At 62.0% G+C, this 12,757-nt stretch carries 10 protein-coding genes, 1 pseudogene and 1 riboswitch; of the genes and pseudogenes, 7 read left to right on the top strand and 4 right to left on the bottom strand.

The window, feature by feature from the left end; translation table 11 throughout:
• Nucleotides 1-310 precede the first annotated feature (310 nt).
• The gene (locus HMPREF2928_RS02950) at nt 311-1,063 is read right to left on the bottom strand and encodes an alpha/beta hydrolase (RefSeq protein WP_070687332.1); all 753 of its coding nucleotides are present in this window, start codon (nt 1,061-1,063) and stop codon (nt 311-313) included.
• Nucleotides 1,064-1,157: 94 nt separating this feature from the next.
• Between HMPREF2928_RS02950 and HMPREF2928_RS09230 the strand changes: the two are divergent.
• Nucleotides 1,158-1,439 (top strand): annotated as a pseudogene (locus HMPREF2928_RS09230) (MerR family transcriptional regulator); the annotation flags it as partial.
• Between the two features lie 72 nt (nt 1,440-1,511).
• Nucleotides 1,512-1,973, top strand: coding sequence for a TipAS antibiotic-recognition domain-containing protein (locus HMPREF2928_RS09225; protein ID WP_246823549.1), 462 nt, complete (start codon nt 1,512-1,514; stop codon nt 1,971-1,973).
• Between the two features lie 138 nt (nt 1,974-2,111).
• Here the strand turns inward: HMPREF2928_RS09225 and HMPREF2928_RS02940 are convergent, their stop codons facing one another.
• The 3 genes from HMPREF2928_RS02940 to HMPREF2928_RS02930 form a co-directional block, all read right to left on the bottom strand.
• Nucleotides 2,112-2,462 (bottom strand): MerR family transcriptional regulator, encoded by a 351-nt coding sequence (locus HMPREF2928_RS02940; protein ID WP_012903963.1) that lies wholly within the window; start codon nt 2,460-2,462, stop codon nt 2,112-2,114.
• Between the two features lie 355 nt (nt 2,463-2,817).
• Complete coding sequence (locus tag HMPREF2928_RS02935; RefSeq protein ID WP_210399866.1) at nt 2,818-4,146, bottom strand: homoserine O-acetyltransferase MetX; 1,329 nt, start codon at nt 4,144-4,146, stop codon at nt 2,818-2,820.
• A gap of 191 nt (nt 4,147-4,337) precedes the next feature.
• On the bottom strand, nt 4,338-5,684 hold the full coding sequence (locus HMPREF2928_RS02930) for a bifunctional o-acetylhomoserine/o-acetylserine sulfhydrylase (RefSeq protein WP_070687330.1): 1,347 nt from the start codon (nt 5,682-5,684) through the stop codon (nt 4,338-4,340).
• Between the two features lie 103 nt (nt 5,685-5,787).
• Nucleotides 5,788-5,900, bottom strand: a riboswitch (SAM riboswitch).
• A gap of 329 nt (nt 5,901-6,229) precedes the next feature.
• On the opposite strand from HMPREF2928_RS02930, the gene HMPREF2928_RS02925 reads away from it, so the two are divergent.
• From HMPREF2928_RS02925 to HMPREF2928_RS02905, 5 genes are all read left to right on the top strand, one after another.
• Nucleotides 6,230-7,216, top strand: a complete 987-nt coding sequence (locus HMPREF2928_RS02925; RefSeq protein WP_070616810.1) for an ABC transporter ATP-binding protein — start codon at nt 6,230-6,232, stop codon at nt 7,214-7,216.
• Nucleotides 7,213-8,085 (top strand): ABC transporter permease, encoded by an 873-nt coding sequence (locus HMPREF2928_RS02920; protein ID WP_070616808.1) that lies wholly within the window; start codon nt 7,213-7,215, stop codon nt 8,083-8,085. The genes HMPREF2928_RS02925 and HMPREF2928_RS02920 overlap by 4 nt, the downstream gene beginning before the upstream one ends.
• A gap of 1 nt (nt 8,086) precedes the next feature.
• Nucleotides 8,087-8,917: an ABC transporter gene (locus tag HMPREF2928_RS02915; RefSeq protein WP_070687329.1), complete on the top strand. Its 831-nt coding sequence runs from the start codon at nt 8,087-8,089 to the stop codon at nt 8,915-8,917.
• Nucleotides 8,918-8,992: 75 nt separating this feature from the next.
• Nucleotides 8,993-10,213 carry a ribosome small subunit-dependent GTPase A gene (gene rsgA, locus HMPREF2928_RS02910; RefSeq protein ID WP_070687328.1) on the top strand — a complete coding sequence of 407 codons (1,221 nt, stop codon included), beginning with the start codon at nt 8,993-8,995 and terminating at the stop codon, nt 10,211-10,213.
• A gap of 215 nt (nt 10,214-10,428) precedes the next feature.
• Entirely contained in the window at nt 10,429-12,606 is a 2,178-nt protein-coding gene (locus HMPREF2928_RS02905) for a S9 family peptidase (protein ID WP_070687327.1), read from the top strand.
• The last annotated feature ends 151 nt before the right edge of the window (nt 12,607-12,757 follow it).

Raw genomic sequence — 12,757 nt, 5'->3', positions numbered from 1 at the left:
GCGCCTACGCAGGGGCACCCGTCACCCGGACGCTCCGCTTCCTCCTCGCTCCGCATCGGAGAGCGTCCGGGCTGACACCCTGAGGGCGCATCCGGAAAACGCGGCCGCACCCGCACAGCGTCCCAGCGCGGAAAGGCGGTATCGTCCGAAAGTGACATCAGGGTGCCCGAAGCGAAGCGAGGGCGGGTTCCCTGTAGGAACGAGGACGATAACCGCCTTTCCAAGCGGAACTGCACAGAACCGAGCGGAAGCAGAACTACACGTAAGGCCCCCGAGTCATGATGACTCGGGGGCCTTCCCTATAGCCGTTTTAGGCGTCAGAGCCTTCCGCGGCGCCGGTCGCCTCCGCAACCTTCTGCGCACGAATACGCGGTTCCTTACCCTGCACCTTCACCTCCAGGAACTCGCCCACATGGCGAATCTCCATGGCGCTCACGCCGTGACCCGCACCGGCATACAGCACCTTAATGCCGTCGGTGTACTTGCGGATCCAGTCGTAGGTGTAGTTCACCATCTCCTGCGGGATGACAGGGTCTTCCTGGTCGCGGCCGAAGAACACCGGCAGTTCGGTCTTCTTCAGCTCCTCGTCCTTGAAGTACGGTGAATCAGAATCTACCGCATAGCCGGACAGTCCCACTACGGCGGCGAACTCGCCGGGGGCGTGACGCACCATCGAAGTTGCGATGCCCATACCCTGCGAGAAGCCCAGCAAGGTCACCGAAGCATACTGCTCGCGGTTCGCGCGCACCCACTCCAGCACGTAGTCGCTCGCCTGCTCAATGGCGCGCTGGTCAGATTCGAGCTGCTGGTTCAGCGGGTACCACTGGTAGCCGATAGCATCTGCGGCAATGTAGGCGCCGGTCGAGTCCGCGGAGAACTGGGTGCCAACCGGCTGCGGTGCACGCATGGAGGCGTAGGTGAAGCCCTCCTGCGGAAGGTGCGCCGCCAGAGACAGCAAATCGTGCTCCTGGGAGCCGTAGCCGTGCAGCATGAGCACCAGGTGGGTGCCTGCACGTTCGTTCTCGGGGCGGGTGTATTCGACGACGTATTTGTTTTCGCTCATGAACCCATCTTAGCGAGGACTCCCCCACAAACCTGCACCGCAGGTTCCGCCGCTAGCTTGACCCTCACCTAACGTGAGGTTTTAGAGTGAAACCATGGACGCGAACATAACACCACCTGACGGGCAGCACGAATACACCGTGGGAGAAGCGGCATCATTGCATGGGCTCACAGTCCGCACGCTTCACCACTGGGAGCAGCGGGGCTTACTCAACCCGGCACATGATGAGTTCAACGGGTACCGGTACTACACCGATACAGACCTTGAACGAATCACCGTCATCATGGGATACCGCGCCATCGGCATGAGCCTTGACGCTATTCGCAACATACTGCATGACCAGGCGAACAGCACCGAGCATCTGCTCGCTCAGCGGGATATGCTTCAACGCAAAATCGCCGCGTACGGGCGCATGCTTGAAACCATCGAACACCTTTTGGAGGACACCATGGCACCTAAAAATGAGCAGCTCAGCGCCACCGAAAAAGCAGAGATCATGGGTGAGGGGTTCAGCCTCGCCCACCAGCAGGAAGCGCAGGAGCGTTACGGAAAAACTGACGACTGGGCTGAATACCAGCGCCGAACTGTAACGATGAACCGTGCCGACTGGCAGAACGGCAAACAGCAGGTTGACGAGGTAGAGCAGGCCCTCGTCGAGGCATTCAACCGCGGCGTGAAGCCGGGCAGTGAGGAGGCGAACGCACTCGCCGAGCGGCACCGCGCCTCCCTGTTCTTCTTCGAGGTCACCCCCGCTAAGCACGCTATTCTAGCCCGCGGCTACGTTGAGGATGCCCGTTTCAAGGCGCACTACGAGAAGCTTGCGACCGGGCTCGCGGAGTGGTTGCGGGATGTCATCTACGAGAATGCTCGTGCACATGGTATTGACCCGGAAAAAGCGGCTTGGGGTTAAACCTACGGGCTGAAAATACCCAGTAGCTAGGGGTGAGTAGCCGAGCATGCCAGCTGAGCACAGAAAAACGCCCGGTATTCCCCACGTCGGGAATACCGGGCGTCGGCGTGCATACCTGCATGAAAATTAGACGGTTATCTAGCGGGTGCCATCGAGGTGACTGCGGTGCTCCTGAATACGGCGATCCAGGTGCTCAAGGTTCTGCTGCAACCCCGCAATCTCGTTTTCAATCTTTCGGCGGGCTCGCTCCATCACATCAACGGAGAGTGCATGATCATCCGGATTGTCCAAGATTGTACGAATGTCGGCAAGACTCATGCCGGCCTGACGGCAGGTAGCAATAAACCGTGCTGCGGAGATAGACTCCTCATCAAAAATACGGGTTCCGTGAGCATCACGGGGCACCGCAATGAGCCCCTCTTTTTCGTAATAGCGCAGGGCGTGGGTGCTCACCCCCAACTGCTCCGCTACCTCTTGAATACTTACCACAGCGTTAATGCTATGGGGTTAGAGCGGGTCTAAAGCAAACTGAGAACCCTTACCTTCCAGTGCAACAGGAGGCTGCTTCCGCGGTATCTCGCGGAGCTTTCAAAAAGTGCCAGAAAAACCGGAAAATATTCCCTGACTTGGCACAACACACTTCAAAAAGATAGAAAAAATGCCGGACGCTCGCATCATACGAACGCCCGGCATTCTATTACATAACCCTAAGGGTGAAGGTTAATTCACGGTGGGCGGAAGGACAGTTGAGAATACCCAGTCATTCCCTCACAATCCCACACCCACTGTTTGGATAAAACAACATTCAACAGGATGCGTGAAACGCCTTCGGGTGCCGGTTGAGTTAGCGAGTAACAGCGCCGTACAGACGAGTCATCGAGTCCAGCGCCTCACGCTCACGCTGCGCCTCGCTCGGGGTAGCAGATTCATCTTCAACACCCAGGGCGCGCGCCAGAATCTTCTCCACCTGCTTCGCCTCAATCAGGAAGCCGTCATGGCCGTGGTTCGACTCGATAATATCCACGGCGACCGGGGTGGGCAGCGCCTCCGCCAGACGGTGCGACTCGTGCGGGAAGAACAAGCGATCCGTGTTCACCGCCGCAATCGTCCACTCGCAATCGGTATGCGCCAGCGCCTGCGCCAGAGTGCCGCGACCGCGCGCCACATCGTGCGAAATCAACGCCTCATTGACCGCAAGGTAGCTGTTCGCGTCAAAACGCTCCACGAGCTTGGCACCGTGATGATCCAGGTAGCTTTCGATGGCGTAGCGGCCGCGTGGCTCACCCAGCGAACCGCCCACGGTGCTTTCGCCGCGGTTCTCCTCGCGACCGAAGCGGTGCTCCAGCTCGGCGGGGCTGCGGTAGGTGGTGTGCGCAATACGGCGTGCCAAAGCCAGACCGGCAGTCGGCGCGGGACCGTTGTAGTAGTCGCCACCGGCGAAGTTCGCGTCCGAACGAATCGCAATGTTCTGGGTGTGAGCCCAGGAAATCTGCTCCGCCGTAGCAGAAGGGCCGGAGGCGATGACCGCGCATCCGCGCACCAGCTCGGGGTTGGTTGCCGCCCACTCCAGGGCGCGAGCGCCACCGAGAGAACCACCAATCACGTAGCGGAAGCTGGTCACGCCCAGGGCACGCGCCAGGTGCGCCTCAGCACGCACAGAATCACGGATGGTTACCTGCGGGAAGCGGGAACCCCAGTGCTCACCGGCACCCGGGTAGCCTTCCGGAATGATGCTTGCCGGCCCGGTGGAGCCGTAGCAACCGCCCAAAATATTGGGGGCAATCACGAAGTAGCGATTGGTGTCCACGACCGAGCCGGGGCCCACGATGCCTTCCCACCAGCCGTCGGACTCGATGGCGCGAATCAGCGGGGCGGGCATATCCGGGGTGGGTACGCCACGGGAGACGTGCGTATCACCGGTGAGCGCATGCAAAATCAGGATGGCGTTATCGCCAGCCTCGTTGAGGGTGCCCCAGGTTTCGTAGCCGATGGTGACCTGCGGCAGGGTTACGCCGGATTCGAGCTCCAGGTCGCCGATGTTCAGCTGACGCAGGTAGCCTTGCGCTTCGGGATGCTCGCGCTGGGTACCCGCCACGGGGATGGGTGCGGTGACAGGCTGGTTGATAGTGCCGGGCTGGGTGGTGCCGGACTGGCTAGTGCTCTGGGCGGTCATGGGGGTTCCCTTCACTGGGTTGGCCGGCGAGGTGGTGCCGGGTGTGAGCGGGGTACTCGTCTGTGGGTAGAAGAAGCAACAGGTTGGGCGGCAACAACGCCGATCAGTCACAAAATGCTCCGTAACGGGGAATCCGCAGGTGGACCGAAAAGCCGTAGTCTTTCCGGTCCACCTGCGGGTTGCATCACCGTTTAGGAGAGGGTGTCGAAGCCCAGCTGCAGGTCGGCGAGAATATCGTCGATGTTCTCAATACCGACTGCCAGGCGCACGAAGTTCGGGTACACGCCAATCTTCTCCAGCTCTTCAGCGGAAAGCTGGGAGTGGGTGGTCGAGGCGGGGTGAATCACGAGCGAGCGCACATCACCGATGTTCGCCACGTTGGAGTGCAGCTTCAGTGCATCCACGAAGTCGCGGGTCTGCTCCAGGGTTGCACCCTTGAGGGTGAAGCCGAGCACCGCGCCGGGGCCCTTGGGCAGGTACTTCTGTGCACGCTCGTACCAGGGGGAGGATTCCACGCCAGCCCAAATGACCTTGTCGACCTGCGGGTTTGCTTCGAGCCAGCGGGCGACCTTGGTGGCGTTCTCAATGTGGCGTTCGATGCGCAGGGAGAGGGTCTCCAGGCCGATGCCGATGTTGAAGGCGTTGGTCGGGGAGATAGCAGCACCGGTGTCGCGCAGCAGCGAAACGCGTGCCTTCAGGATGTAGGAGAGGTTCGCGCCGAATGCGGAGTCCTTGCCCAGGTCGCGTGCGTAGACCAGGCCGTGGTAGCCGGGTGCGGGCTGGTTGAACTTGGGGAACTTCTCGGGGTCTGCACCGTAGTCGAAGTTACCGGAGTCAACAATCACGCCGCCGATGGAGGTGCCGTGACCGCCCAGGTACTTGGTGGCGGAGTGGACGACCACGTCCGCGCCGTGCTCGATGGGGCGCAGCAGGTAGGGGGTGGGCACGGTGTTGTCCACGATCAGGGGTACGCCGTTTTCGTGCGCAATTGCGGCAATGGGCTCAATGTCGAGCACGTCGTTGCGGGGGTTGGGCACGGACTCGCCGTAGAAGAGCTTGGTGTTGGGGCGGACTGCGGCGCGCCATGCATCCAGGTCGTCCGGGTCCTCAACGAAGGTGGTTTCGATACCGAGGTCGGCGAGGGTGTACTTGAGCAGGTTGTAGGTGCCGCCGTACACGGAGGGCGATGCGACCACGTGGTCGCCGGCGCCGGCAATGTTCAGGATTGCGTAGGTGATAGCTGCCTGACCGGATGCCAGCAGCAGCGCGCCAACGCCGCCTTCCAGGGAGGCGATACGGTTTTCGATAGCTTCCTGGGTGGGGTTGTTGAGGCGAGTGTAAATGGGGCCCAGCTCGGCGAGGGCGAAACGGTTCGCTGCCTGCTCGGCGCTGTCAAAGACGAAGGAAGTGGTCTGGTAGATGGGTAGTGCCCGAGCTCCCGTTGCGGCATCCGGCGCCTGACCTGCGTGAATCTGGCGGGTTTCGAACTTCCAACCTGCGGGGTTGGCGGGAGTCGGGACGGTAGTGTTGTTGCTCATGCGTGGCTCCTAATGGGGATTCTTAGGGGGCCGCATGCCGACGGTACAGGAATCGTCGTCGAATAATCCTGTCACGATTGATGTACCGTTTTCGGTCACATCGGTCCCGCGCTTGCGTCACGCTTGTGCGTGCCGCCTGGTCTTCACCCAGGGCACCCCACCGCGGAGGAGGGTTGCCGGCCAGCTAGCTGGGGCTTGTCGCTGGCGCTCTTGACCTGTATTCAGGGTGTCACAGGGCACGGGGCGGGGTCAAGGGTTTTGTGGGTAGACGGCACTTTAAGACATTTCATTGCAAAGATGACGTTTTTTAACGTCTGTCATAAAACGTGAGCGACGGTGCCGGGGCAATCCGAGGGCGAGGCAATCGAGATGCGGAGGCGGACACCCACCATCCACACAGTAACCCCCATCACTTTTATCTACGGCTTTTCGGTACACTGAAATGACACATACACTCACGCAGGGTACAACTCGCTACGCCGTTTATCCTGCTCAGCATCCCTCCGGTATAGGGGCCAGAGGGTCATACCCGAAGGTTACCTACCATGTCTCTTGTTCTTGATGCGGCGCAGCTCAGCCGCGTCTTTGGCAAAGGTGAAAACGCTTTTACCGCCGTCGACCGTGTGTCACTTCGCGTCAGTTCCGGTGAGATTCATGCCCTCCTCGGCCCCAACGGTGCGGGCAAAACGACGACCGTGCAGATGTGCTCGACCCTGCTCACCCCCACCGGCGGTAGCCTCACCGTGAACGGTATTGACGCTATCGCCGACCCGCAGCGGGCGCGCCGTCACGTGGGTCTCGCACTGGGCGGGGAGAACGGCTTCTACCCGCGCGCTAGTGCCCGCGACAATCTGCTGTTCTTCGCCGATGTTGCGGGGGTTTCCGGGCGGACCCGACGACACGAGGTGGAGCATGCCCTAGCCCGTGTGGAACTCACCGATGCGGCAACGCGGCCTGTCCAGGAGTTTTCCCGCGGCATGAAGCAGCGCCTACATATTGCCCGCGCCCTGCTCGGCTCCCCCGCTCTGCTCCTGCTGGATGAGCCGACCAACGGGCTCGACCCCGATATCGCCCTGACCGTGCGTGCCCTCATCAGATCTCTGGCAAATGAAGGTACCGCCATTCTGCTGACGAGCCACCTGCTGGGCGAGATTGAGGACCTGGCGCACACCATCACCGTTTTGGGTGCCGGTTCCGTTGCTGTGAGCGGCAACCTCGAGGACGTTGCCGCGCACGCCGGCATTGCCGCCACGACTGTGGTTCAGGTCGAGGCCACCGCCACCGAGGGGCTTGATACGCTCCGCGGATTCCTCCACGATAAGGCGGCGGTGCTGTTTGCCCCGCGCGGTTCCGGCTGGGAACTCACCCTCTACTGGCACGGCGAGCGCACCACGTTCGAGGCGGGTGAGGCTCACCGCATCCTCACGGAGGGGCTTGCCACCGCGAACATTGGGGCACGGACCGAACCGTACACGCGACCGGCAACTCTGGAAGAGGCATACCTGGCGATGGCGGAGGGGCTCAAGCGATGAACGCTCAGACGCAGCATCCAGCAGAATCTCAACGACCGCGCGACCTGCAGCACCTGCTACACGACGTACAGCAGGAGTGCGCCCGCCAACTGCGACTCATGGGCTTTAGCCTGCGCCAGTTCCTGACGGTCCCCTACTTCATTCAGCTGCTCATCAGTACGGTACTCGGCTCGGTCATCCTTCAGGCGCTCGCCGTGCATGCGGCGGCGCAGAGCTCCGCGGGTCACTCCGTTGACCCGACCCTCGCGTGGACCCGCGCGGGCATTGTGGGCATGTGGTCGGTCTGCATCGTGTCTGCGGGCATCATCAATTTCGAGCGTTTCCGTGGGACCCTCGTGTACCTGTGTTCGGGGTCGATTTCTCCGGTGCGGGTGCTGGCGGCTATCGTTTCGAGCGCATCCATTGTGGGTATGGCGGCTTTGCCCCTGTCGTGGCTCATCTGGGCTCTTGTGACGCTTAACCCGCAGGTCACGGACTTTTCAGCACTCTGGCCGCGCTACGTTCTGGGCGTTCCCCTGCTGTGGCTTGCGTGCCTGTCGGTAACGTTCATGATTGCGGTGTTCTTCGTGGCCACACCGAACGCTATCGCCTACGAGGAGCTGTTGCTCGTGCCGGTTTTTATTCTTTCCGGGGTTCTCTTCACGACCATTGAAGCGCCCGCCTGGCTAGATGCTGTAGGCACGCTCATTCCCCTGCAGGCGCCGGTTCATCTCCTACTTGGGCGTACCACCATCACTACCCCGGCGGATGCGCTCCTGCCCGTGGCACAGACCCTGGTCGTGAGCTTCATCTGGGCGTTGTGTGCTTTCCTCTTTGCCCGGAAGGCTCTTGCCTCCGCCCGCCGTCGCGGCACCCTGGGGGCGATGTAGCGTGCGTATTCTCTCTTCTGCCGCTCTGCCTAGCGTGGCGCGTCGGGCTCTGTCGACCGCCTCTATTGGCTGGTCATCTTCTATTACCTTCGCAACCCTCGGAACGGCTGTCACGACCCTGGTTCTCGTACCCGGTCTTAACGTGCTTTTCACAGTGCTTCTGGGCGCTGATCTTGCCGCAAACGATACTGTACGCATCGGCTGCGCGTCTGCTCTGATTGCCACCCTCAGCTCCGTGGCAGCCGGTATTGTTGCGCGCGTTGCCACAGACCGGTGGATTGGCGTCTTCGAGTACGTGTGTACGGCTCGCCCGGTGGATGCTGGCTACTGGCTCGGTGCGGCGGCGGTACCCGCGTTGCTGGCATCCGTGACGGGTCTGAGCAATGTGGGCATCGTGTGGTTACTGTCCCTCACGGCACCCTCTACCGGGGCGGCTTCGGGGCTTCTGATTGGAGCCATTGCGCTGATGCCGGTTGCGGTTCTGGGCGGGGTCTGCCTGGGCATTTTTGCCGCCGGGCTCGGTCTGTACCTGTCGGATCCGTACACGGGGTCGAATTTTCTGTCGATTATTCTGCCAGTGAGCGCGGGCGTGATTGTGCCGGTGAGTACCTACCCCGGTTGGCTTGCATGGCTGTGTTCCTGGGTTCCGGGGTCCCGGCTGGTGCAGGTTTTAGATGCCTCTAGCGGTATCGCGAACGGCACCGCGCCGGAGCTTTTCGCGCTCCTGGCGACGGACGCGGCACTGGCGGTGCTCTACGCCGCAGTGGGGTTGGGGCTGACTTTGCTTGCCGCCCGCCGCATCCGTGCCGGCGCCCGCGCCTCGCTGTTGTAGACGGTGAACCCTGAAAAAGAACGAACCTTGTAATCACCCGCTATCCGGGCGCCGCAACCAAGAAAGACTATTCCTGTGACCATTGCTCCCGCTTCATACACCTTAGAGACCCTAGGGTTCGACCCTTCCTGGCAGGGTTCAGCAATCCGCGCCGCGTTCACCCTCGGCGGTACCCTCGAAAACTTTACCCTCGCCCGTGTCAGCGCCGTGCACCGCACCCGCTACGAGCTACTGACCTACGAGCGGGGTGAGCTCATTAAGCTTTCCGCTCCGCTGCGTCCGGTTGAGAACGACTACGGCGAAGAAGAGTACCCCGTCGTCGGCGACTGGGTACTCACCCAGCCCATCCCTGGAACCGGTAGCGATAGCCAGCCCGCGGAGCACAAACCCCTCGCGATACTGCCCCGGCGAAGCTACCTCACCCGACCCAGCGCCACCCGAGAATCCGCGGATCAGCCTGTCGCCGCCAACGTGGATATGCTCTGCATCGTTGAGCCCTGCTTCCCCGAGCCGTCCATTGGGCGAATTGAACGCTACACCGCTCTGGCGCACGCTTCCGGGGTGCAGGTCGCGCTAATTCTCACCAAGGGTGACCTAGTAACGGCCGAACAGCTCACCAACTACAGGGACTCCCTCGCAGGTGGTGTGGATGCGGTACTCGCCGTATGCACGGACAACGGCTACGACCCTGCCCCGGTGGCGGAGCTTGTCGCCGGACGCACCGCCGCGTTCCTGGGCCGTAGCGGCGCCGGAAAATCCACCCTGGTCAACGCCCTGCTCAACCCCGGAGTTGACCCCCGCGAGGATAGCCAGGAATATCAGGTGCAGGTCACTTCCGCTGTCCGAGATGCTGACGGCAAGGGGCGCCACACCACCACCAGCCGCCAGATGCTTGTTTTACCCGGTGCGGAAGGCTCAAGCGAAGGAGACTCAACCAACGCAAAAACATCATCTGGCACGGTGCTGATCGACACTCCGGGCGTACGAGCCCTAGCCGCAACGAGCGATAGCGCCGCGATTGACGAAACCTTCGACGACGTCTCCAGTTACGCTTCCGCCTGCCGGTACAGCGACTGCTCCCACGGCTCCGAACCCGGATGCGCGGTGCAGCAGGCCATCACTGACGGCTCCCTCGACCCCGAGCGTTTCGAACGCTACCGCAGGATGATAGCCGAATCCGCGCGTCTACGCCTGCGCTCTCAAGAACGTGAGTACCGGCAGAGTAACCGTGCCTTCACGAAGGCAAACAAGGCAGGCCGCCGTACCCTCATGTCCATTAAGGGGCGCGCCAACTAGCTACCGAATTCGCACGTTCCAGAAGAGTGCAGGGGGCTAATCTAGGTGATACTGCCCAGGCCGCAATATAGTAGCCTGCCTCACTCTTCGATACACTAGAACTAGGCGTGCCCACAGCCCCCGCGCACCCTCACCGCCACCCGGCGGCACAGGAACGCGGGCGCAGACGGCACACACCATTCACAAACCCATAACTCAATGAAAGAGGTGGCAGCATGGCTGAACAGAACCTCACCCCGCCCGTACCGAAGAAGGTCGAGCACCGCCGCGAACACCACGGCGACGTCTTCATCGACCACTACGAATGGCTCCGCGACAAGGAAAGCGAAGAGGTCCTCAACTACCTCAAGGCAGAAGCCGAATACACCGAAGCTGTCACCGCAGACCAGCAGCCCCTCCGCGAATCCATCTTCAACGAAATCAAGGGCCGCACCCTGCTGTCGGATCTGACCGTCCCGAACCGTATCGGTGACTGGTGGTACTACAGCCGCATGGTGCCCGGCGGCCAGTATCCCGTCTTCTACCGCTACCCCGCCCTGCACGAAGGCGACGAGGTGGTGCGCTACACCCCGCCGACCGTCACCCCCGGCGAAGTACTCGAGGGTGAGGTCGTCATTCTCGACTGCAACGAATACGCCAAGGACATGGAGTTCTTCTCCCTCGGCAGCTTCCAGCCCGCACGCAACGGCAAGCTGCTGAGCATCTCCGTGGATGAGAAGGGCGACGAACGCTACGAGCAGCGCTTCCTCAACATGGAAACCGGCACCTTCCTCGAAGACACCATCCCCAACATTGCGGCTGGCTCCTTCTTCATCAACCACGCCGAGCAGCTCATCTACCTCGTGCCCGACGAGTCGTGGCGCCCCTGGCGTGTCTACGTGCACGACGTCGGACAGGGCACCGAAGACCACCTGATTTACGAGGAACCGGACAACACCATGTGGCTCGGCGCCGCCATGAGCTCCGACCGTTCCTCCGTGGTCATTACCAGCTCCAACTCCGAGTACACGGAGGTGCGCCTCATCCCCACCCGCGAACCCAAGGGCGAGCCGACCCTGCTCATCCCCAAGAGCGCAGGCATCGAATACTACGCCGAGCCGCTTAACATTGCCGGCGAGCAGCACCTGCTGATTCAGCACGACTACAATGCGCTGAATTCCGAGCTGGTGCTTGCCGACATGCCGCGCGAGGGCGAAACCCTCGAAGAGTACGCGCAGCGTTGGGTGCCGGTCATCCGTCACAGCGAACACGTGCGCCTGGAAGGCTTCACCTTCACCGCAACGCACCTGGTTGTTACCGCCCGCGCGGACACGACCACCCGCATCTTCCTTGCACCGCGTGAGCAGCTGCCCATCCAGTGGCGCCGCCGCCGCCCCGCCGGCGTGACCTTCATGGAGCCTGCCGGTTTCGACGAGGAGCTGTACACCGCCTCCGTGCTGCGTGCTGAGAACTACTCCCCCGTGCTGCGCATCGCCTACACCTCGTACCTGACCCCGCGCCGCGTCTACGACTACTTCCCCATGTCGCAGACCCTGCTGCTGCGCCGTGAAACTCCGGTACTCGGCGGCTACAACCGTGAGGACTACCGCGCCTACCGCGACTGGGCACCGGCGGCGGACGGCACGCTCATCCCGATCTCGGTGATTCACCGCGCCGACCTGGACATGAGCAAGCCGCACCCGGTCATCCAGTACGGTTACGGCTCGTACGAGTCGTCCATGGACCCGATGTTCTCCATCCCGATGCTGTCGATCCTGGACCGCGGCGTCATCTACGTCATCGCACATATTCGCGGCGGCGGCGAGATGGGCCGCTCCTGGTACCAGAACGGCAAGAAGCTCGCGAAGAAGAACACCTTCACCGACTTCGTGGACGTCACCAGCTACATTGCGGCTAAGCCGTGGGCTGATGAGGCGCGTATCGGCTGCTACGGCGGTAGCGCCGGCGGCCTGCTCATGGGCGCCGTCGTGAACCTCGCCCCCGAAAAGTACGCCGCCTGCCTGGCTGCCGTGCCGTTCGTGGATGCGCTGACCACCATCCTCGACCCGGAGCTGCCGCTGTCGGCAATGGAGTGGGAAGAGTGGGGCAACCCGATTGAGGACCCGGAAGTGTACGCCTACATGAAGTCGTACACCCCGTACGAGAACATCCGCCCGGTCCGCTACCCGGCGATTGCTGCAGTAACGAGCCTGCACGACACCCGCGTGCTCTACGTGGAGCCCGCCAAGTGGGTTGCGGCGCTGCGTGAGCAGATTGACCCGTCGTCGCCGGTGCCTCTGCTGAAGATTGACATGTCGGGCGGTCACGGTGGTGGTTCCGGCAGGTATACCCGTTGGCGTGAGATCGCGTGGGATTACGCGTTCCTCATGAGCAACCTCGGCGTTACTGAGTAGCTGGTCTCTTAAATAGAACGCTCCGTCTGTATCTAAGTGATACGGACGGAGCGTTCTTCGTTTAAGCACGTTCTGCGTATGAGGGGCGCCGATCGTCCTCGTTCCTCCCCTCACCAAGCAGGGGCGGGGCGCCGCATATTTCCTCCGCGCC

It is taken from the genome of Rothia sp. HMSC072B04, from assembly GCF_001813725.1.
Classification (GTDB): Bacteria; Actinomycetota; Actinomycetes; order Actinomycetales; family Micrococcaceae; genus Rothia; species Rothia mucilaginosa.
This window is presented reverse-complemented; position numbering and strand designations above follow the sequence as displayed.